This is a genomic window from Rheinheimera baltica (assembly GCF_030731985.1).
Lineage (GTDB): Bacteria > Pseudomonadota > Gammaproteobacteria > Enterobacterales > Alteromonadaceae > Alishewanella > Alishewanella baltica.
In genome coordinates this window covers 60,528-82,317 of the sequence record NZ_JAPJDY010000010.1, presented here as the reverse complement: position 1 = coordinate 82,317, position 21,790 = coordinate 60,528, and the positions used below count along the sequence as shown (strand labels likewise).

Here is a 21,790-nt window from a genome sequence, read left to right as displayed (position 1 = left end):
TGAACAAAGTGTATCTGTATAACTTGCTGCAAGATTTCTGAGATGCCAAGATAGCGTTAAACTATTCTGGCGAAGTGAATATTGTCATGGTTAAAGTCAATTCATTAAGCGCGCAACAACGCTTATTGCAGCTTGCCAAAACTCAGTTTGGTGCAGGAATATCAACATCAAAAGACATTGAAAGTACCAATAACACACAAGATCAGGGCCAATTTAGCGACAAACACCAACAACTTGCTGCACGATCGGGTGCGATTTTCAATTCTGCCAGCTTAAATATTAATCAGCGTGCAGAGCGACGCTTACAGATGCAACGTGAACGCCAACAACATAATTTGGAACGGATCATGGCGCAGGCTTTGGAGTACTGCCCTGAAAGTGTCTCCGCACAAGATGTCGATCCTGATTGGTTTCAGCAATTTTGTGATCTCATTTTAGACATATCTAATACCAACATGCAGCACCTGTGGGCCAAAATTCTTGCTGGTGAAATTGCCACTCCAGGCAAATTTTCGTTGAAAACATTACATACATTAAAACGCATGAGCTACAAAGAGGCTATGGCACTGCAACAAGCAGCGAATTTGAGTTGTCGCACACGTCAGGATCCCAGTGCCCGCATTTATTTCGGTTATATTAGCCGACCTTCACTTTGGCGCCTACTGACCGGTCGCAGTCGGGCGGTGGTTAATCTTAATCAGTTCGGACTGTCATATCCGCAAATATTAAGTTTGATGGATATTGGTCTTTTGCACAGCTCTGAAATTGAAAGTGGTACCTTGCCTGCTGGACAGCAGCTTAACTGGCAATACCAGCAACTTAGTATGAATGGCACTGTCTGCAGTAAAGATGTCGTGCTACAGTACTATAAATACACTGCCAGTGGCGCGGAGCTTCTGCCACTTTTGAATGCACAACCTAATCAGCAATATGTCGAAGCACTTAAACAGCTATTGGTTAACATCATTCGTTTTGCTCCTTGAGCACCATTCCAATATCTGTGAAAGTTTTGCCACATCCAACGGTTTTATAATTACATCGTTCATACCGGCTTGTAAAAAACTATGCATTTCCTCTTCCAAGGCATGAGCCGTAAAAGCCAGAATAGGCGTAGTTTGATACTCAGATAACTGCCGAAGCCGACGAGCAACTTCAGTGCCAGAGATATCGGGGAGTTGGATATCCAGTAAAACAACATCGAAATTACGTTGTTGACACATCTGCAAGGCAGCGGTGCCGCAACTGGCAGTGTGCAGTTCAATGGGGTGATCTTTTAACAATACCTGTACAAAAGATAAATTGGTGGTGTTGTCGTCTACTACCAGTAAACGAGGTTGCTTTTCTTCCCGAGTTGTAGAAGGTTGGATAGATCCTAAGCAGAATGGAGTTTGATACACCGTTTGTTGCAGCGCTTCGCGCCATACTGCTATTTGCGATGGCAATGCATAACAATAGAGGGGGCAGTGTTCACGTAACTCATCTAAAAGTGTACGCCACTGCATTAAATCTGCAGGTTCAGGCAGTAATACCAATGCAAAATCAAAAGCCAATTTATTATATTTCAATGAAAAATCAGCAATGTCACTGCATTTCAAAATACTACTGACTAATGGCTCAATAGCGCGAGTCCGCTCAGTCAAATCGCCGTGCTGGCTGCCAAAATATAATGCTCTTTTAACGGGTATTGGTGCATCTAGCTGAACAGTAGATATCGGCAAACTTAACGCGATAGTACAGCCAAGGCCTTCCAGAGACTGTATGCTCAACTCAGCATTAAGTAGACGTTTTGATACGATAAAAAAACCAATATCACTTTCGTGCCATTGTAACGGTCTGGTATCGTTACCCGTTAAAAGCTGCCGTGTGCGCGCTGTAATACCCTCTCCACTACCCGTTATACTAATATGTAAAGTGGCATTGAGGCCGACGACGTTGAGTTCAACTCTGAGTATCAGTTCTGTTATACCCGGGGCTCTACTAGCAATTTGCATCAGTGACTGCAGTAACAATGCCAGTGGTTGCTCCGGCACCTCAACTTGATAACGTAAATTATCCGCGCCTTCAAAAATTTGTAGTTCAATGTGTTTATCATTAGACCAAGCCGTTAATTTAGGCAACAATTCATAAACAAAATCTGTTAGTTTCAAACGGTTATTAACCACACCTTGGCTGGCAAACTCCAATTGAAATAACTCAAGCTGTGCATTTAGTGCTTGGAGATAGTCACTATACTCAAGCTCTGCCTGCTGTTGCTGTTGCTGCAGTTGCATAAGCACCTGCAGTCTATTTTGCACAGTTTGCTGGATGGCAACATTTTGTTGTTGTACCGAAAGATATTGCTGTTGCAACAACACATTTTCCTGCTCAGCGTTATCGATCTTCTGCTGCTGCTGCTCAGATAGCTGCTTTGCAGCAAAAACGGTATCCTGATGATAGGCGGCCAATGCGTTGATGGCAGGCTTAAGAGCTGCGAGTTCAGGTACTAAATCTTCATTAACGTTAACATTATTCTGCCCACCGCGTAACTGACTCAGCTTATGCACCAATAAACTAACGTCGGTATGCTGCCGCTGGAACAGTTGTGCCAAATTATTTTGAAACAATATCAACACAATGCCACCAAGCACGCCCATTAAAATAACTGGGATCAGCCACACACTATGTGACGTAACTTTTTCAAACAGTAACAATAAATAATATTGGTCAGGTATTGCTGACTCACCAAGATCAGGCCATTTAGTAGTATTGGAAAAGGGCTTTAATACCAGAACACCTTCATCAAAAGGTTGCATCGAAAAATCTGAGACGGGTTTTTCTGGTGAAAAATGTTTCAGGCTGTCTGGTAACTCAGTTGATAACTCTAAGCGATGCTCACGACTATAAACAGCAATTGACCGCAATGGCAAGGCACTGACAAAACGCATGTGGTTTAATTGTGCTTTAACTAAGTCAGCATCATTGTTGTTGAGTAAGGGACGAATACTCAATTGAAGCGTTGCAGTAACTTGTTCTAATTGCAAGCGTTGCTGGGCTTTACTATCAAAGTGATACCAAAGACCGGTAAACAACATCATTACGAAAAGAGTCAATAGCCAGGGCAAGATTAACGGTTTGAAAAGATTTACCAAAATAGCACCCTAGCTCAATATCATTGTAATAACTATAAAACTATTCCATTGGGGTAACAAGCTAACAACAACAGAATAACACTATGCATGGTGCGACAAAGCCTCACCATGCCATAGTTTAAAAATGTAATTCTATTCCAGCAAAAACACCGCTAAAATCGAGGTCGGCATAAACATCATCTATGTTATCAAGCTGCAAATTAACAGCTCTGTATCCGGTTTTTAGTCGCAGATCAACAGCAATATTATCTATTAAAGTATAAGCAATACCGGCCTGCATATCGTAAAGGCGACTACCATCGTATGACACAAAACTACCCTGAGCAAACAGATCTAACCCTGTTAGCGGCAACCCTATATGAACTGAACTGTATAACATTGGCAACAGTGTCGAAATGTCCTCTGTAGCCATAACATCGCTGGTACCCTGTTCCTTTATAGCGACAGTACCATCAAGATGTTTAGCGCTAACACCTAAATCAATGCTAATTAAATCGTTGTCCAAAACCTCGTAATACAACACATAATCTGTGCTGGTAAAATCAATGTGATTGTTTATCTGACTTCCCTGCGCAAATTGCTCACCGGCAAAACTAAAATTTACATCCAGTTGTGTCGCTCCTGATGAAGTCAAATCATTCCGTTGTATGCGTATATTGGGTACTAAGGGAACAGGATGTTCAAAAGCAAGATAAAACGACGATTGTGTTTTATCCGCAAAGTTAAAATCTTGCAGTTGCTCAGTATCCGCGAAACGACCTGTTGTAGATGTGCGCCAGCCATCAGCGCCAAGATAAAGACCAAGCAGCGTATCTGCCGTGGCAACACCACTAAACAACACGCTACTTAGCGATAGCCACAGTACTGTTTTCTTCATGCGTATATTTACCCTTGTGTTAATAGTTCAGACAGGTCTATCAGCGCTGCATTCGCCCTGGATATGTAGTTAGCCATTACCAAGCTATGATTAGCCATTAGTCCAAAACCACTGCCGTTCAGTATCATTGGACTCCAAACAGCTTGTTGGGTAGCTTCAAGCTCACGAATAATCTGCCGAAGGCTTACCATTGCATTCTTGCGCTCCAGCACATCAGCAAAATCAACTTCCACGGCTTTTAAGAAATGTAACAACGCCCAGCTCGCTCCCCGCGCTTCGTAAAACTCGTCATCGAGCTTCCACCAACTGGTTTTAATCATCATATTGGCTGGCGTTAACGTAGATTGTCGAGCCGTCGCGTCGCCAGCCAAGTCAGTATTCAGCCTATCTTGACCAACACTGGCACTCAAGCGTTGAGAATAACTTCCTAGGCGCTTTTCAACTGCTTTTAACCAATCCCGCAAGTTATCCGCCCGAGCATAAAACTGGCTGTCAGGCCGCGCTGGATCCATCAACTCAGCACGGTACAAATACAACTGTGCTATAGCCTTACGGTACTCAGATTCAGCACTTGGAATAGCCCAGCTACTGTGATCAATATTAAACATCGGTTGAGCAACTTTTAAAAACTCATTTTCGGTAGACTGCGATTGTGATCGACTAAGATCTTTGCGCAGAGCAAGTGCTAAATCGCGAGACATTTCAAGTACACCCAGTTCCCAAGCAGGCATATTATCTAAGAGAACAAATGGCGGCATAACGTCATTCGATAAGTAGCCACCATTTTTATCCAGCAAGGTTTCGCTTACACGAATCAACGCAGTTGTAGTGTTGTATCCAACAATAGCGGAATCACCCAACTGTTGTCGGCTTTGATCAATTTCATCAACCAACATTGCAGGCTCGCGACTCACCCACCAGCCAGTGAGGTAAAGTAGTATAAAGAGCACTGCAACCGCAGAACCCATCAGTCTGGTACTAAACATATTGCTATCCTTTAACGTTTTGGCATTGCAACCACTGGCAACGACAAAGCCAGTTGCTGCTCATCCGCGAAATGCAACACTACATCAACCAATTGACCAGGTTCTAATGTTGTTGTTGGCTCAAACAACATCAGATGCAGTCCACCGGGTGCCAAAGTAATACTGCCGTTTGCAGGTACGTCTATTGTGTCTATTTGTTCCATACGCATCATGCCATCTTTATGGCTATGCTGATGTAACTCAGCGCGAGAAAAGGCAGGGGAACTCACGTTGATCAGGCTGGCTGCCTGACTTGATGCATTGTATAAGGTAAAATATCCAACTGTGACCGTGCGGCCGGGCATGGGTTGACGTATTTCACCTTGCTCGATGCTGAGCATGGTATTGTCTGCAGCGTATCCTTGCGCACTTAGCAGCAACAAGGCCATAAATAAACATCGCATTTTATTTCTCCTTACAAGTCACAGCTTTATCTTACACCAGTTTACACTGGTTCACAGCCTGTAACCTTCAGCAAATGCGCCGTATGAGTATCATCGGTCAGGCAAAATCACCGCAGCAACTAAATAAGCCACAATCGTTGCCACCGGTATTGTAATCAACAGTAGCACCGCTAATGCCCTGATCAACCAGCGCGGTTGTTGATAATAACCAGCAAAACCAGCGCAAACTCCAAACACTTTGCGGTAAGCTCGAGCACAATACCAACGGTCTGTATCATAAGTAGCCATTTTTTAGTCTCCCAATAACTCTGATTTGCGATAAATTAACTTTGTTATAAGCATTACAATGCTGAACATGCCAAATGCGATTAATTCAGTCTGCATCCATATCATCGTCTTTCCCCTGCTAAACACGCCATTTATGCCAAAGTGTGGCCATTGGTGACATGGTTTGCCACAACAGCATAACGGGAATAATGCTTAACACCGGGCTTAGGTAAATCAGTAGTAACCAGTTTGAATATAAAGACATAATTTACTCAGCCATACTATTTGATGTACGAATCGTTTTCGTTGCAAATATTGCAGCGGCAACGTCTTGTTCAGCAGTCAGCATAGCGAGCAAATCAATACTACTTTTAGTCATCGCCATTTTTGTTTGTCGCTGAGTATCCTGATGCAATTCAGTCAATTGTATTTCAATATCAGCTCGTATTTGTTCCGAAACCGTCTTTGCAGCAACATCGTTACTGTAAATACCTGTCGTCAGTGTAGCAATGGCTACTACAGCGGTTAGAGTGTTCATTATCGTTTCCTTGAATGTCATTAACCTGGGTTACAGCGTTACTTTTTCAAGAAATGTTTCAAGAGGTGTGCCAACCAACCAAAAATCAGTAAGTGATTGATATATAAAAACAATAAAAAAAGGCGAGCATTACCCCCAACGCTCGCCTTTAAATAAAACCAAATATTAGTGTAATTAGCTAATCAATTGGTCAATTCTGCAACGGGTTTTATTTTGGCTAAAGCCTGCAATAAAAGCTCTGGCTTGGCATCGGCAAAATGCCCTTGCTCACTGAGCAAACGTCGCCATTGCCTGGCACCAGGCAGCCCCTGAAACAAACCAAGCATATGACGCGCTATGTGCCAAAATCTTGCACCCTGTGACATTTGACGCTCGATGTAAGGCAACATGTCCATCACAACCTGCTGAGGAGTTCGCCCAACATCAGGCTTACCATAAATTAGCTGATCAACGTAACTGAGTAGCATCGGGTTGGTATAGGCTTCTCGCCCTACCATAACACCATCTAGAAAGAGCAGTTGTTCTTTTGCCTGTTGCAGCGTTTTCACGCCACCATTAAGGCTGATATTGAGCTGGGGAAACTCATACTTTAACTGATGCACCCTTTCATAATTTAAAGGAGGTACTTCTCGGTTTTCTTTTGGGCTTAAGCCTTTCAGCCATGCTTTGCGGGCATGTACAATAAGTTGCTGACAACCTGCATCAGCTATTGTCTGGACAAAATCCTGTAAAAACTGATAGTCATCAGAATCATCAATTCCAATACGGGTTTTCACCGTTACCGGAATACTAACCACGTCTTGCATAGCTTTAATGCAGTCAGCCACGAGTGATGGCTGCGCCATCAAGCAGGCACCGAACATACCATTTTGCACTCTATCTGACGGGCAACCTACATTAATATTAACGGCATCGTAGCCACGCAGCTGTGCCAGTTTGGCACAGTGTGCCATATCAGCAGCATTAGAGCCGCCTAGTTGCAATACCACCGGATGCTCTTCAGTATTGAAGTCAAGATAATCACCGCTACCATGAATAATAGCGCCGGTCGTCACCATTTCGGTATAGAGCACGGCATGCTGGCTAAGCAAGCGATGAAAATAGCGGCAATGCTTATCGGTCCAATCCAGCATTGGCGCAACAGAAAACTTGTGGTCAATAAACCCAGGGGTAGTCATCTATTGCTTCATATCAGGTAAATTACGGCCATAGAAGATTTCACGCATTTCACGAAACACTTTTTTGCTGATTGTTTTTTGCTCTTCGTCAGTCATAGAGTCTGTGCCCATACCAAACAAATAGTTGTTCAGATCAGCCTCTTTTAACATCATCTTTGTATGGAACAGGTTTTCCTGATACACATTTACATCGATCATCTGGAATGCACGCTTAGTGTCTGCGTCCATAAAGTTCTGAATGGAGGTAATCGGATGATCAATATAGTGTTTAGTGCCGCTGATATCGCGAGTAAACCCGCGTACGCGGTAATCGACAGTTACTATGTCTGATTCAAAGCTGTGGATCAGGAAGTTAAGTGCTTTAAGTGGCGATATAATACCGCAGGTAGAAACCTCAATATCAGCTCTAAAAGTACAGATACCATCGTGCGGGTGAATTTCCGGGTAGGTATGTACACAAATATGGCTTTTATCAAGATGAGCGACAACTGCGTCAGGCCTTGGCCCCGGATTCTCGGAATTGTCAGGGTCAACTAATACCGGCTCTTCGCTAACCAAAATAGTGACGCTGGCCCCTTGAGGGTCGTAATCCTGCCGTGCCACATTCAGAATATTGGCGCCGATAATATCGGTGACCTCGGTTAGAATGTCGGTTAAACGGTCGGCATTGTATTGCTCATCGATATATTCGATATATTCCTGACGGTGCTGCTCAGTTTTAGCATAGCAAATGTCATAAAGACTGAAACTCAGACTTTTTGTCAGGTTATTGAACCCGTGTAGTTTCAATTTTTCAAAAGGCTTAACCACTTAACATTTTCTCCGCAAAAAACCGATCACCGGTTATAAACTAAATATTCACTGTTATTCTGCTGTCGGTGATAATTCCGACGCTTTTACACTGTATGAATGCGTTACCGTTACACTGCCCGATAACATAATTGACACTGAACAGTATTTGTCAGCAGACAACTGCACAGCGCGCTCTACCTGTTTTTCATTCAGATTAAATCCCGTCACCTCAAAATGAAGATGTATTTTGGTAAATACCTTAGGGATTGTTTCTGCACGTTCGCCGCTGAGCTTTACTTCACAGTCGACGACTTGTTGACGGGATTTTTTCAGGATACTCACAACGTCTACTGAGGAGCAGGCTCCTGCTGCCATTAATACCATTTCCATGGGACTGGGTGCACAACTGCCTTCTTTATTTCCATCAAACACCACTGAGTGGCCACTGCCTGAGTGCCCGATAAAGGTGTTGTTAGCGTGCCATTTGACCTTTGCTTCCATTACAAACCCCAGCCTGAAAAATAAGGCCGTTATTCTACGTAAAAGCCACGCAGGTATCTAGCACATTTGTAGTCGAATTATGTCTAATCTAGTAAGTCCGCTATAGCGGTGTCGAACAGGTTTTTGATTAACAGAGAGATTTCGTTGATAAGTTCAGCTTGTTGCGTAGTGGCATTTTTCTCCAAAACACTGGATAGCACTTCCTGAAAATCATACATAATGCCATCTACTTCACGGATAATCATACTGCGATGGTTCATTTCTAAGGAGGTATGTTGGGTGCACAATGTAATAATCTGCTCGGCAATGGATTCTTCAAGCAACTCGCCTATGGTTTTTCCGTCTGCACTACTGGCCGTTTCAAACAACGCTAAATGTTCAGTCAGAAACTGGATCAAATGCTCGTATCCGGGTTTGTCTGTGACCATAAGTTGCTATGCACCTGAGCTGCTGGCAAAAAACACCAATAAGTTTTAGTTATTTAAGCAAAATCTGGCGTAGAAAACAAATCGGGGCCTTAGCCCCGACCATATTTATTTTCTAATTGACTAAAAACTCAAGCCAGGGGATAGCTGCTCCGGCATCACAACCTGCTCCAGTTCCACAGATGCTACAGGGTAGGCGCAATAATCAGCCGCATAGTATGCACTGGCACGATGGTTGCCACTGGCGCCAATCCCGCCAAATGGTGCTGCTGAGCTTGCACCTGTGATAGGACGGTTCCAATTTACAATGCCAGCACGGATGCGACGGAAAAAATGCTGATACAGATCAGCGCTGTCACTTAACAACCCTGCAGACAAACCAAATTGGGTGCTGTTCGCACTATCAATAGCCTGATCAAAGTCAGTGAAGCGGAATACTTTTAGCAATGGGCCAAAATGTTCATCATCCGGAAAGTTTGCAATCGCTGTACACTCAACAATACCCGGGCTAACCAAGGCTGTACTTTCATCGATATGGCGCATTTCCAGTAAGATTTCGCCACCTGATTCAGCTAATTGTTGTTGCACAGCTAACATACCTTTGGCTGCAGCAACTGAAATCATTGAGCCCATAAACGGCTGCTCGGCAGCATCATATAAACCCACTTTAATATTGCGGCTGACTTCAAGTAAGCGCGCTAAAATAGCATCGCCCTGTTCACCTGTCGGCAAATACAGTTTACGGGCACAGGTACAGCGCTGGCCTGAAGAAATAAAAGCTGACTGCACTATGTCATGCACAGTTGCATCAATATTTGCTACATCCTGCACAATCAGTGGGTTATTACCGCCCATTTCCAGCGCAAGGATTTTATCCGGCCGACCAGCAAATTGCTGATGCAGATAGTGGCCTGTACGTGAGCTACCGGTGAAGAAAATACCGTCTACGCCGTTGTGACTGGCGATCGCCTTGCCTGTTTCAACCTCGCCTTGTAATAAACTCAACACGCCAGCAGGAATACCAGCCTGTTGCCACAACTTAACCGTATCTTCTGCTACTTTGGGTGTCAATTCAGACGGTTTAAACAATACCGCATTGCCCGCTAAAAGTGCAGGAACGATATGTCCATTTGGCAAATGTCCAGGGAAGTTGTAAGGCCCAAACACCGCGACAATGCCATGAGGCTTATGTCGGATAAAAGCCCGTCCCTGTGGCATAGGATTTTCTTTGCTGCCGGTACGTTCCTGGTAAGCGCGCACAGAGATGTCAATTTTGCCAATCATTGCGCCAATTTCAGTTCGCGCTTCCCATAAAGGTTTACCCGTCTCCTCAGCTATTGACAGCGCCATAGCTTCTTTGTTTTCACTTAGCAATTCAGCAAACTTTTTTACTACAACTACACGTTGTTCAAACGTTAGACCTGACCAGTGATATTGCGCCTGACGAGCACTCGTAACCGCCAAATCTATTTGGTTAGCTGTCGCTGCGCTACCCTGCCAAATTTGCAGGTTTTTTGCCGGGTCAAGCGAGTTAAATACATTACCTTCGCCATGTAACCACTGACCATTTATAAATTGTTCCGCATGTTTCATTAAATCCCCCTGTTAAATAACTGCCCCGGCTTAAATTCGGGTTACCCTAACCCAATCACCCACACTTACTTGCAGTGCAGCGGCAACCTCGGCTGGCATGGTGACATGCTCACTTTGTTCGTTGACAGCCAGTTCTAACCAGGTAGCGCGAAAATCTGCAAGCTTGGTATTGCTGACTAAATAGGGCTGCCCTTGAATAACCGGACCAATTTGCACTTGCAGTCTTTGACTATTGCGCACTGATCGAATGTGTTCAACACGTGCTTCAACTGTCGGACCAGCATCAAAAATATCAACATATCCCCGACTGGAAAAACCTTCAGATTGCAATAACGCGAGTGCGGGTTTAGTTTTGTCATGTACATGACCAATTACTGCCTGCGCTTGTTTACTTAGCAAACTAACATAAATGGGATACTTCGGCATTAACTCCGCAATGAACACCTTTTGTCCAATGCCAGTTAAATAGTCGGCTGTTGGAAAATCAACGTTAAAAAAATGTTCCTGCAACCATTGCCAGAATGGTGAGCTTCCATCAGCATTAGACACGCCACGCATTTCTGCTATAACTCTGTCAGAAAAACGTTGCGCGAACTCAGCTAAAAATAAAAAACGCATTTTTGACAGCAGTCGGCCATTATTTTTTTCTCGGCGTTTCTCGCGTAAAAATAACGTGCAGAGCTCACTAACACCCGTGTAATCATTACATAGTGTTAAGATATCAACCGTCTTATATACACCCAAAGAACGTGAACTATGCACCACTTTGCCCAGGTGATAGTGATAAAATGCATCATCTAGCCCCACGGCAGCTTCCAGTGCACTAGTGCCGCAAATCTCTCCGGTCTGAGTATCTTGTAAAACAAACAGATACCCCTCATCACCAGGCGCATCTACGTCATTTGCAAAGGATTGCTCAGAACGGCTAATTTTACGCATTAACAGTTCTTCGTTCACCGGCAAAGATGTAAAACCATGACCCGACTCCACTGCAATATCATACAGCGCTGGGTAATCATCCGCTCGGATAGGGCGAATCACCATCATCGTCGCTTACTCCAGTTTTGCTTTATAGTTTTTGGGGCTAAATAGCCCCCATGCTTCATTTTATGCAGTCTTAATGCTGCTTATGCTTATTGTTTGCCGGATACAACTTGTTTAATTGCTTGTTCAAAACGCTGCATACCATCCATGATATCTTCTGGCGTAATCACCAATGATGGTGCAAAGCGAATCACATCTGGTCCGGCAACAAGTGCCATTAAACCGTGGTCTGCAGCTGCCAGAAAAAAGTCACGTGAACGGCCTTTATACTGCTCATTTAATACCGCTCCTAACAGCATACCCTGACCGCGAATTTCACTAAACACATGGTATTTATCATTTAAACCAGCAAGTTGCTGTCTAAATAATTGTTCGTTGCTTAATACCTGCGCCATGACATCCGCATGGTTCACGGTATCAAAAACTGCCTCTGCCACCGCACAGGCTAAGGGATTGCCGCCGTATGTACTGCCATGCGTACCTACTTTTAAATGACTCGCGATTTCAGCTGTTGTTAACATAGCGCCAACCGGGAAACCACCGCCTAAAGATTTAGCCGTGGTTAAGATGTCCGGTGTTACACCATAGTGCATGTACGCATATAGTTTACCAGTACGACCCACGCCAGTTTGTACTTCATCCATAATAAGTAACGCATTATGTTGATTACACAATTCTCGCACGCCCTGAATAAACTCAGCCGTACCCGGGATAATGCCACCTTCTCCCTGAATGGGTTCCAGCACCACAGCACACGTTTTATCTGAAATCAGCGCTTTAACACTGTCCAGATTATTAAATTCGGCATGAACTACAGCGCCTGGTTTGGGGCCAAATCCATCAGAATACGCTGCTTGTCCACCGACAGTAACGGTAAAAAACGTGCGGCCATGAAAGCTTTTACTAAATGAAATAATCTGATCTTTTTGCGCACCAAACTTATCTAATGCCCAGCGACGCGCTAACTTAAATGCAGCTTCATTTGCTTCAGCGCCAGAATTAGCAAAATAGACTTTGTCAGCGAATGTCGCATCAACCAACTTCTTCGCTAGTCTCAGCGCAGGTTCATTTGTCATTACATTGCTCAAATGCCAAATTTTTTCCGCTTGCATTGTCAACGCTGAAACTAACGCCGGGTGACAATGACCTAAACTACTTACAGCGATACCACCAGCAAAATCAATGTATTCGCGGTCTTGTTGGTCCCATACTCTGGAACCTTTGCCTTTTACCGGTATTATGCCGGCAGGAGCATAGTTAGGTACCATTACGTCATCAAACAAAGCGCGAGTTGGCTGTATCTGGCCGGTCATATTCAGTTCCTCATCATGTTCACAGTTTTGCCGTATTATCAGCAATTAGGTAAGACCATTATTCGTTAATGTTGAGCCATTATTACAGATAAAATGTGGGTTGTCTTGCCCTAGACAACAGAGCAAAGCCAGAAAAGACAAGGGCTGCAGATAGATTTGCACATGAATTGAATAAGTAAGCAACAGAAAACGAAACACCGCCATACAACCCATCAGGCGGGCTTAATGCTGTGACAGTCCGTTATAGCACAACGATACTCGCCCAAAGCCACACCTATTAATTGCATGTTTATGGCGTTATTTTTTATTAAATTTCTACACCTAACCGTTTTAGGTCGGCTTGATTCAATAAATTTATGCTCTCGGCTGTCAACTGCACACTGTTGAACCACTGATTGCATTCGCTGTCACTAACTTGGTTATTCTGTTTCAAACTCTGCAATTGAACATAAGTTTGCGCTTGTAAAACTAAACGTGCCAGCGGACTACTACCCACAAAGCCGACACCTTCTGCAAGTTGATCTAAGGTTTGACATAAAGGTAATGATTGTAACTGCCAGCGCGAGATGATGTCAGCACTTAACACAGCCGAAAACTCTTGGATGCTCTCACATAAAAAACTACCGTCTGGTTCCAGAGAATCCAATACGTCTGTCAATTGCACATCCCGACTGTCACGAGCTTGCAATAACTGCGTATGCTTTACCTGCTGATAAGTGCGTAAATAATTTCGAGTCACGACAATATGCCCCAAGCTATGAAACAAGCCGACGCAAAATGCGGCATAGGGATACTCTGCACTATTTTCAGCTAACTTTTTGGCAGCAATAGCCACTGCTAGCGAATAATCCCATAAGCGGTTTTTCAGATTGGTAAACGGTTCTGTCGAGTGAGGCATCATTCGCTTCATAGCATACACAGGTATAATAAGCAGTAAGCTCTCAACACCAATAAATCTTACCGCAGTCTTGACATCTTTAACCAACGCGCCAGAAGCAGTGCGATTACGATATTGCGGCTGATTTACTAACTTCAACAGGTCTTCTATCAACCAGGGAATCTGAGCTATTATTGGGTCCAGCTTATTTACCGTTACAGCCTTTGAGCTTAGTGCATCAAGTAAGAGGTAAAAAGTCTCGGTTGGATCAAAAATAGATGACTTAACATGTTCAATGTTATGCAGTTTTCGCACTAACTCATCTGCAACTTCATCATGCAGATGCGCTTGAGCAAATTCGGCCAGTTGCGCTTTAGCCTGAGCGCCTGCAACTCGATGCCGCTGCGCCTGAGCTTCGATAGCCAACAAGGTTCTTTCACTATGCAACTGGCCAGTGCGGATCTGATAACCCAGTCGTTTGTGTTCCGGGTTCACACCGATTAATAAATCGAAAAATCGACGCACCATTTCATCCGCTATCGGCACTGAAGTTGTTATCACGTTTAATCTATTCCAATTACTTTAGATTTTGCTAAATAAAATATTATAGCGCACTCAACCCTGCAAATTACAGTTAGTGAGGCGGTACACTGCACTGTAAAAAATTGGACAGCAGCTGTTTGCCCTGCTGACTCAAAATGGCTTCCGGGTGGAATTGTACCCCATGAATGGGTAGCTCCTGATGTACCAAACCCATAATTTCATCTGGCTGCCCATCTACATTATAGGTCCATGCAGTCTGCTGCAGCACATTTGGCAACGATTCACGTTGAACCACTAAAGAGTGATAACGGGTAACGTCTAATGGGTTTTCCAACCCAACAAAAACAGAACTATTATTATGCTGCACCAGGCTATTTTTACCGTGCATAACCTGTCTTGCACGTTCTACCTTAGCACCAAATACCTGGGCAATAGCCTGGTGGCCAAGACAAACCCCCAGAATAGGTAATTTACCAGCAAAATACTCAATTGCCTGTAACGATATACCTGCATCATCTGGCGTTTTCGGACCAGGCGAAATAACCAAATACTCCGGTGCCAAAGCGCGAATTTGCACCACACTTATATCATCGTTTCGCCTAACCATAACCTGCTGGCCTAAAGCGGCAAAATACTGCATCAGGTTGTACGTAAAAGAGTCGTAATTATCTATCAGCAATAACATCTGAATTTATCAACTCATCTATTCAAGGCGCAACAAAACCTACCGCATTATTAACCTTTGCTAATGTCTTGGCCGCACGCTGACGCGCATTATCGGCTCCAGCACGCATTACCTTAGTTAACGTAGCCTGATCTGCCCGCAGCTCGGTAAACGATTTCTGTACCGGCTCCAGCAAGCTAATTACTGCATCGGCGACATCTCCCTTTAAATGACCATACATCTTGCCTTCGTATTCCGCTTCCAGCGCGTTTATGGTTTTACCCGTTACACCGCTTAAAATACTTAGCAGGTTGGCAACACCGGGTTTAGTGTCGATATCAAAACGCACGCGTGGCGGATCTTCGGAGTCAGTCATGGCTTTTTTAAACTTCTTACTGATCATTTTCGGATCTTCCAGCAAGCCTACAAAGTTCCAGGGATTCTCGTCTGATTTAGACATTTTCTTAGTGGGGTCCTGCAGGCTCATTACACGTGCAGCCACAGGAGGGATATAAGGTTCTGGTACGGTAAAGATATCACCGTGTACAGCATTAAATCGCATTGCAACATCACGTGCCAGTTCAAGATGTTGTTTTTGATCATGTCCCACTGGGATTTGATTGGCCTGATAAAGCAGTATATCTGCCGCCATTAATACCGGATAGGTAAACAAACCGGCATTAACATTATGGGTATGCCTTTCAGATTTATCTTTAAACTGTGTCATTCGGCTTAGTTCGCCAAACTGCGTGTAACAATTCAGTACCCACGCTAATTGACTATGCTCTGGCACATGAGATTGCATAAACACCGCTGAGCGATTTGGGTCAATACCGCAAGCCAGATAAAGAGCAAGACTATCCAATGACGCACTACGCAGCGCAGCAGGCTCTTGCCGGACAGTTATAGCGTGTAAGTCGACGATACAATACAAGCAATCATAATCGTCCTGCATTTTGTCCCACTGGCGAAGTGCCCCCAGATAGTTACCGATGGTAAGTTGTCCGGATGGTTGTGCACCACTTAGCACAATAGGCTTAATACTCATAGTTGTATCCACTTAAATATTGTATTGATGACGATTTGCCGGTACATAGCGACCTGAAGTGCTGCATTATAACTAAACCAATGCGCAGCAACAGTAAAAAAGCCGGTTAACCGCTTACTTTTGCCAATTGCTGGTGCATTTGCTGAATAACGTGCTTGTAATCTGGCGCATTAAATATGGCTGATCCGGCCACAAACATATCAGCACCCGCAGACGCTATTTCAGCAATGTTGTCAACATTCACCCCACCATCAATTTCCAGCCGAATTGGCAAACCGCTCTGATCAATAATGCGCCGTGCTTCAGCTAGCTTATCAAGCGTAGCCGGGATAAATTTTTGCCCGCCAAATCCAGGATTTACTGACATCAGCAAAACCACATCTACTTTATCAAGCACATAATCAAGGTAACTAAGTGGCGTTGCCGGATTAAACACCAAACCAGCCTGACAACCATGGCTTTTAATCAGTTGTAAAGTTCGGTCAATATGCCGTGATGCTTCGGGATGAAAAGTAATAATGCTAGCACCAGCATCGGCAAACTGCGGGACTAAGCTATCTACCGGTTCGACCATCAAATGCACATCTATAGGGGCAGTGATGCCGTAATTTCTTAACGCCCGACATACCATGGGGCCCATAGTCAGGTTAGGTACATAATGATTATCCATCACATCAAAATGAACAACATCCGCGCCAGCACTCAGCACCTTTGCTACGTCATCTCCCAGACGGGCAAAATCGGCTGATAATATTGACGGTGCGATTAGATAAGGTTGCATATGACTATCTCCCAGTTTGGCAAAGTGCAGACTTTACTGAATTTGCTATACAAAAGCACGGCACTAGCGTCAATAAACGTCGCACAAATATTGAGCAAAAACGCACCAATACAGCACAGCTACAAATGGAAAAACAAACTACAATACGCTATACATCTGTTATTAAAGGTATATTTATAATGGCATGTATCTTGGAATGCCATTGAAAGGGAACTATGAAAAAGGCAAATAAAATGAAAATAGCGACATCGACGACAACAATAGCGACAAGTTTGTTTTTACTCGGTCTTTCAACCAGCAGTCTGACGGTTAACGCAATAGAATTAAGTGGCGATATTACCTTTGCATCTGACTATGCGTTTAGAGGGATATCTCAAACTGAAGAAGCTCCTGCGTTACAAGGCGGCTTAACACTTACCGATACGTCAGGCTTATATGTATCCGTTTGGGGCTCGAATGTCGACTTTCTTGCAGAAGGTACGCTTGAACTAGATGTCATGCTTGGCTGGAGCGGAGATCTTAACGACGACTGGTCAACAGACGTCGGGATTATGCGTTATGGTTACCCCAATGCTGCAATAGACGGTTCTAATTTTTATGAACTCTACGGTTCACTAACCTATAAAGACCTGACTTTCGGCTTAGCATATAGTGATGATTACTACGCCAATGCCGGCAACTATTTCTACCTACACGCAGGTTATAGTTACGCTTTAACAGATAATCTAAGTGTTGATCTACATGTTGGTCAAAATGAATATGATGACAGCAGTGCAAGTTACTTGGATTGGAGTGTTGGCCTGAGCACTGAAGTGATGGGCTTATCATTAAGTCTGGCTTATGTCGACACGGACATTGATGCTTCATATCTTGCAGATAGCCGGGTTATATTTGCTGTATCAAAAAGTTTCTAATTAAACGTTTTAATATCTCCACCTAACTGGCTAGCATTGCCAGTTAGGTATACTAACCTCGCAACGATGCTACCAGAATGAACAATAAATAATCAGCTTGTATCGAAAAGCTGATTGTTTTATTATAGGAGCGTTTTAAAAGAGCAAATGGATTTAACATGAAATTTACCAAACTGTTTAAAGCAGCATTAATTTCAACTGGCATTAGTGTCGGTGCTCTTTCTGTGGCAATTCCGACGATATTTTCAAATCACCATTGCCAGTCTTTACAAGCTACCACGGCTGTTGAAGAGTGTATCAACGTAGTTCAACAAAACTGGTACAGCTGGTTTCAAGGTAAAAGTCGCTCTACCCAATTTCACTATGTTGACTTGCTGGAATTGTTAAGTCGTATCTCTCCTACTCAAAAACCATAATGTCAGCAAAACAGCCTGGTTTTAAACAGATCATTAAAGCCGTATTTGGTGCCATGATAGGTGTGCAATCAGAGCAACAACGGCAACAAGACTTTTCTGCGAGTAGTCCGTTACCTTATATTCTTGTGGGTGTAATGTTTGCCATCATCTTTGTTGTGGTTCTTATACTTATAGTATCTTGGGTATTGGCATAGCCTGATAAACAGCAAATAGTTCAGCCACTTTACCCCGACTTGAGCCTTTTTGGCTTATAGAACGCCCTACCTGCAAACTATGTATTACTGCTTGCTGATAAATTTTTCTACTCCAGGTAGTGTCGTGGTTACTAATAACAACAGAAATACCGCGTTGTTGCGCCTGTTCAGCTAAATTAGCAAGTTGAGCCTGATCATCCAGATTAAAACCTTGGCTGGCATAACTGGTAAAGCTGGCCGTTTTACTTAGGGGGACATAAGGTGGATCACAGTAGATCACATTGCCACGTTCAGCTTGCTGTATAACTTGCTGATAGCCCAAACAACTAAATTCGGCTTTTTGAGCTTTCTCAGCAAAAAATATTAATTCCGCCTCGGGAAAATAAGGTTTCTTGTAGCTACCAAATGGGACGTTGAACTTTCCAGACAGGTTATAACGACAAAGACCGTTATAACCATGCCTATTCAGATAAAGAAATAGCAGTGCACGCTCGTAATTATCTGAACTTTGGTTAAACTGTTGGCGAAACTGCAAATACGTTTCACGCTGGTTAGTTAACGGACTGAACAAGGTTCTGGCATCTGAGATAAAACGCTGATGCTCGGTCTTGAGCAATTGATACAACCCAATCAAATCAGCATTAATGTCATTTAACTGATAACGATCGTAATCAGTGTTAAGAAAGACCGAACCGGCGCCAACAAACGGTTCTATTAATACCTCGCTTGCTGCCAGATGCTTTGACAATGGTTGGATAAGATTATATTTACCACCTGCCCACTTTAGAAATGCGCGGGTCTTTTTCCTTTCAACCATTAATGCAATTCGCTGTTCTGCTGACTGAATTGTCGGGCTCTTATCTCGGCTTGAACTGCTTGTAGCGCTTTAACAAATGGACCACTTGCTTGCAATGCTGCAGGCAGTTTTGTCATCGCCATTTTTGCATCCTGTGCATTGTCAAAAGGTGCAACCAACACAATAATCTGCATAACACCCTGCCAATTACGTTGATAGGCTAATGTAGTTAATTCCGGGTAAGAGCGCTTAAAAAGTTGTAGTGCGTTGTCACTGGACAGCACGGCTAACTGGATGGAGATATGCTGCTTATTAAAACCAAGTAAGTCGACTTCGTCATAAACATAACTTACATTTGCTGCCGAAGCGTCATCAGCTTCTGGCACAACGACCAGGCCTGAAGTGACATCTGATTCTGATGATATATCAAGTGAGGCACCTGATTGCTCAGCCGGTTCTGGTTTAACTAATTCTTGCACGGTCATGCCCTGATTTAGTGCTGATACTTCAGCAGCATCAGCTTCGACTTCGGCATTTTCAATTGTGGCAGTTCCTTCTTGCTCGACAATAGTGGCTGGCATGTCGGTTTCAACATCAGCAAAAGCCTCTTTATCATCAATAAGCTTGTCATCTATCTGCACAGGAGCTGGGGGAATAACAACCTTAGTCTTATTAACTGGCGGACTAATCTCTGGTTCTGGCCAGAAATACACAACCAGTGTACTAAACAGTATCAATGCTGCAATAAAATACAACATCACCGACTTTGTTAAAAAAGTATTGCCAACCGAACCTCGCTGCAATTCACTTTGGGGTGGCGGCAAAAGCAAAAAATGCATATTACCGTTCGCGATGGCCACTCTTTGTGCTAATTCAATACTATTGAGTGACTCGTGTTGCAATAATTGCGCAGCATCGCTTGATGTTATTCGATTTAATGTAAGGCTGAAACCAGTATTAGCGTGGTTTGGCGTGGTGAAAAAAAACGCAATGCAAGGTATCGATTTCAGTTGCTGTTGCACGTCTATGGAAAGATACTCTGCATCATCAACAACTAACAATAAAGGCAACTGACTATCTGCAGCCATAACTTGTTCCGTTAAAGAAACATCAGGTAGTGCAGCTGCGGCAAACCATTGTTGCATTAATCTGGCTGGTACGTCTTTCTCGCTGGTTTCCCTGTTAAGTAAAGCAATATTAAATTGTTCCGAGAATAACTCAGCAATCGCCATAACAGTGGTAGATTTACCACTACCTTGGCTACCAACGACGAAAATCTGTGAGTTCTGGTTAAAAGCTAACTGAAACAATAAGCGCTCCAACCATTCTCGCTGAGACGAGAGAAGATGTGTCAACTCCGGTACCCGGCGTTGCAGCGCGTTTGTATCCATCAGGCAAAGACCTTAGTCAATTCAGCCTCAGAGATGTCATCAATCACCGACGTTTGACCAAATGCAGTAGGTAAGACAAACCTCATCTTGCCATTTTTTACTTTTTTATCTGTTTTCATGTATGGAAGAAAATCTGCAATACGCATACTATTTGGCGGGGTTATCGGTAAATTAAAAGACTGCAGTAGGTCACATATCTCTTCAACTTGTTCCACTTCCAGCCAACCTCTTGATTGCGCAAGTTGAGCAGCCATAACCATGCCAACAGCTACAGCTTCTCCATGTAACCAATTGCCATAACCCAGCCATGCTTCGATCGCGTGACCAAAGGTATGACCAAGATTAAGCAATGCCCTATCGCCTTGCTCTGTTTCGTCGCGACTGACTATATCGGCTTTCATTGAGCAACAATGACCAATAAGCTGTGCCAATACTTTTGGTTCTTGAGACACAATCGCATCACGATACCTTGCTAACCAACGAAAAAAAGCAGCATCACTTATCAAGGCATACTTAATAACCTCTGCCATACCTGCAGAAAATTCACGAGGTGGCAGAGTACTTAGTACACTGGTGTTAATCAAAACCTGAGTAGGTTGCTTAAACGCTCCAATCATGTTTTTACCCAACGGATGATTTACTGCTGTTTTGCCACCTACAGATGAATCAACCTGTGACAATAACGTTGTCGGAATTTGCAAAAAATCGACACCTCGTTGGTAGCAAGCAGCAACAAAGCCAGTTAAATCCCCAATTACACCACCGCCTAAGGCTACCAGTAATGCATCACGGGAAATTCTCTGCTGCAATAAAAAACCAAGCACTTGTTCAAACGAACTTAGGGTTTTGTATTCTTCACCATCAGGTAATAAAAAATGTGTTACGGAAGTAGAAGAAAAAAGATTGGTCACGGCATCTAGATACAATGGTGCCACGGTGGAATTTGAAATAATGACAACCTGACTGCGATTAGCCAAAACCGAAGCAAGCCCGGCAAAGTTGTCATCAATAGAGATACTGTAGCTGCGCTCGCCAAGTTGGACTTCAACTTTTTGCATTTGCAGCTCCCTTAAACGTTAAA

Annotated in this window: 25 protein-coding genes; 4 read left to right on the top strand and 21 right to left on the bottom strand. The window is 43.6% G+C overall.

Going from position 1 to position 21,790, the window contains the following annotated elements; genetic code table 11:
• The first annotated feature begins 86 nt into the window (after positions 1-86).
• The gene (locus ORJ00_RS16360) at positions 87-983 is read left to right on the top strand and encodes a TIGR03899 family protein (RefSeq protein ID WP_305976248.1); all 897 of its coding nucleotides are present in this window, start codon (positions 87-89) and stop codon (positions 981-983) included.
• On the opposite strand, the gene ORJ00_RS16355 is transcribed toward ORJ00_RS16360, so the two are convergent.
• The 18 genes from ORJ00_RS16355 to rpe all read right to left on the bottom strand — a co-directional run bounded on the left by ORJ00_RS16355 (position 951) and on the right by rpe (position 16,998).
• Complete coding sequence (locus ORJ00_RS16355; RefSeq protein ID WP_306140362.1) at positions 951-3,074, bottom strand: response regulator; 2,124 nt, start codon at positions 3,072-3,074, stop codon at positions 951-953. The genes ORJ00_RS16360 and ORJ00_RS16355 overlap by 33 nt on opposite strands.
• 172 nt (positions 3,075-3,246) lie before the next feature.
• A complete protein-coding gene (locus tag ORJ00_RS16350) occupies positions 3,247-4,005 on the bottom strand; it encodes a TIGR04219 family outer membrane beta-barrel protein (protein WP_027670261.1) in 759 nt (252 codons plus the stop codon).
• 8 nt (positions 4,006-4,013) lie between these two features.
• Positions 4,014-4,991 (bottom strand): DUF2333 family protein, encoded by a 978-nt coding sequence (locus tag ORJ00_RS16345; RefSeq protein WP_305976244.1) that lies wholly within the window; start codon positions 4,989-4,991, stop codon positions 4,014-4,016.
• 11 nt (positions 4,992-5,002) lie between these two features.
• Positions 5,003-5,434: a copper chaperone PCu(A)C gene (locus ORJ00_RS16340; protein ID WP_027670259.1), complete on the bottom strand. Its 432-nt coding sequence runs from the start codon at positions 5,432-5,434 to the stop codon at positions 5,003-5,005.
• A 90-nt stretch (positions 5,435-5,524) separates the two neighbouring features.
• A complete protein-coding gene (locus ORJ00_RS16335; RefSeq protein ID WP_027670258.1) occupies positions 5,525-5,722 on the bottom strand; it encodes a PspC domain-containing protein in 198 nt (65 codons plus the stop codon).
• Positions 5,723-5,840: 118 nt separating this feature from the next.
• On the bottom strand, positions 5,841-5,966 hold the full coding sequence (locus ORJ00_RS16330; protein ID WP_276202257.1) for a hypothetical protein: 126 nt from the start codon (positions 5,964-5,966) through the stop codon (positions 5,841-5,843).
• Between the two features lie 3 nt (positions 5,967-5,969).
• Positions 5,970-6,239, bottom strand: coding sequence for a hypothetical protein (locus tag ORJ00_RS16325; protein ID WP_306126817.1), 270 nt, complete (start codon positions 6,237-6,239; stop codon positions 5,970-5,972).
• 182 nt (positions 6,240-6,421) lie between these two features.
• Positions 6,422-7,417, bottom strand: a complete 996-nt coding sequence (gene dusA / locus ORJ00_RS16320) for a tRNA dihydrouridine(20/20a) synthase DusA (protein WP_306140361.1) — start codon at positions 7,415-7,417, stop codon at positions 6,422-6,424.
• On the bottom strand, positions 7,418-8,227 hold the full coding sequence (speD, locus tag ORJ00_RS16315; RefSeq protein WP_027670255.1) for an adenosylmethionine decarboxylase: 810 nt from the start codon (positions 8,225-8,227) through the stop codon (positions 7,418-7,420).
• 54 nt (positions 8,228-8,281) lie between these two features.
• A complete protein-coding gene (locus ORJ00_RS16310; protein WP_027670254.1) occupies positions 8,282-8,710 on the bottom strand; it encodes an OsmC family protein in 429 nt (142 codons plus the stop codon).
• An 83-nt stretch (positions 8,711-8,793) separates the two neighbouring features.
• Positions 8,794-9,138 carry a DUF3802 family protein gene (locus ORJ00_RS16305; protein WP_027670253.1) on the bottom strand — a complete coding sequence of 115 codons (345 nt, stop codon included), beginning with the start codon at positions 9,136-9,138 and terminating at the stop codon, positions 8,794-8,796.
• Positions 9,139-9,258: 120 nt separating this feature from the next.
• A complete protein-coding gene (gene astD, locus ORJ00_RS16300) occupies positions 9,259-10,728 on the bottom strand; it encodes a succinylglutamate-semialdehyde dehydrogenase (RefSeq protein WP_027670252.1) in 1,470 nt (489 codons plus the stop codon).
• A gap of 30 nt (positions 10,729-10,758) precedes the next feature.
• Positions 10,759-11,775: an arginine N-succinyltransferase gene (gene astA / locus ORJ00_RS16295; RefSeq protein ID WP_306140360.1), complete on the bottom strand. Its 1,017-nt coding sequence runs from the start codon at positions 11,773-11,775 to the stop codon at positions 10,759-10,761.
• An 86-nt stretch (positions 11,776-11,861) separates the two neighbouring features.
• Positions 11,862-13,085: an aspartate aminotransferase family protein gene (locus ORJ00_RS16290; protein ID WP_306140359.1), complete on the bottom strand. Its 1,224-nt coding sequence runs from the start codon at positions 13,083-13,085 to the stop codon at positions 11,862-11,864.
• Positions 13,086-13,392: 307 nt separating this feature from the next.
• The gene (locus tag ORJ00_RS16285; protein WP_306140358.1) at positions 13,393-14,523 is read right to left on the bottom strand and encodes an HDOD domain-containing protein; all 1,131 of its coding nucleotides are present in this window, start codon (positions 14,521-14,523) and stop codon (positions 13,393-13,395) included.
• Positions 14,524-14,596: 73 nt separating this feature from the next.
• On the bottom strand, positions 14,597-15,190 hold the full coding sequence (locus ORJ00_RS16280; protein ID WP_306126822.1) for an anthranilate synthase component II: 594 nt from the start codon (positions 15,188-15,190) through the stop codon (positions 14,597-14,599).
• A 22-nt stretch (positions 15,191-15,212) separates the two neighbouring features.
• Positions 15,213-16,217 (bottom strand): tryptophan--tRNA ligase, encoded by a 1,005-nt coding sequence (trpS, locus tag ORJ00_RS16275; RefSeq protein WP_027670247.1) that lies wholly within the window; start codon positions 16,215-16,217, stop codon positions 15,213-15,215.
• 106 nt (positions 16,218-16,323) lie between these two features.
• Positions 16,324-16,998: a ribulose-phosphate 3-epimerase gene (gene rpe, locus ORJ00_RS16270; RefSeq protein WP_027670246.1), complete on the bottom strand. Its 675-nt coding sequence runs from the start codon at positions 16,996-16,998 to the stop codon at positions 16,324-16,326.
• Between the two features lie 233 nt (positions 16,999-17,231).
• Here rpe and ORJ00_RS16265 point away from each other — a divergent pair, with 233 nt between their 5' ends.
• From ORJ00_RS16265 to ORJ00_RS16255, 3 genes are all read left to right on the top strand, one after another.
• The gene (locus ORJ00_RS16265; protein ID WP_306126823.1) at positions 17,232-17,912 is read left to right on the top strand and encodes a TorF family putative porin; all 681 of its coding nucleotides are present in this window, start codon (positions 17,232-17,234) and stop codon (positions 17,910-17,912) included.
• A 158-nt stretch (positions 17,913-18,070) separates the two neighbouring features.
• Positions 18,071-18,328: a hypothetical protein gene (locus tag ORJ00_RS16260; RefSeq protein ID WP_027670243.1), complete on the top strand. Its 258-nt coding sequence runs from the start codon at positions 18,071-18,073 to the stop codon at positions 18,326-18,328.
• The gene (locus tag ORJ00_RS16255) at positions 18,328-18,522 is read left to right on the top strand and encodes a DUF2970 domain-containing protein (RefSeq protein ID WP_027670242.1); all 195 of its coding nucleotides are present in this window, start codon (positions 18,328-18,330) and stop codon (positions 18,520-18,522) included. Before ORJ00_RS16260 ends, ORJ00_RS16255 begins: the two co-directional genes overlap by 1 nt.
• Here the strand turns inward: ORJ00_RS16255 and ORJ00_RS16250 are convergent.
• From ORJ00_RS16250 to aroB, 3 genes are read right to left on the bottom strand one after another with little or no spacing between them, the layout of a single operon-like run.
• Positions 18,497-19,339 (bottom strand): Dam family site-specific DNA-(adenine-N6)-methyltransferase, encoded by an 843-nt coding sequence (locus tag ORJ00_RS16250; protein ID WP_305976230.1) that lies wholly within the window; start codon positions 19,337-19,339, stop codon positions 18,497-18,499. The genes ORJ00_RS16255 and ORJ00_RS16250 overlap by 26 nt on opposite strands.
• Complete coding sequence (locus ORJ00_RS16245) at positions 19,339-20,709, bottom strand: AAA family ATPase (protein ID WP_306140357.1); 1,371 nt, start codon at positions 20,707-20,709, stop codon at positions 19,339-19,341. Before ORJ00_RS16245 ends, ORJ00_RS16250 begins: the two co-directional genes overlap by 1 nt.
• On the bottom strand, positions 20,709-21,767 hold the full coding sequence (gene aroB, locus ORJ00_RS16240; protein WP_306140356.1) for a 3-dehydroquinate synthase: 1,059 nt from the start codon (positions 21,765-21,767) through the stop codon (positions 20,709-20,711). Before aroB ends, ORJ00_RS16245 begins: the two co-directional genes overlap by 1 nt.
• Positions 21,768-21,790: the final 23 nt, after the last annotated feature.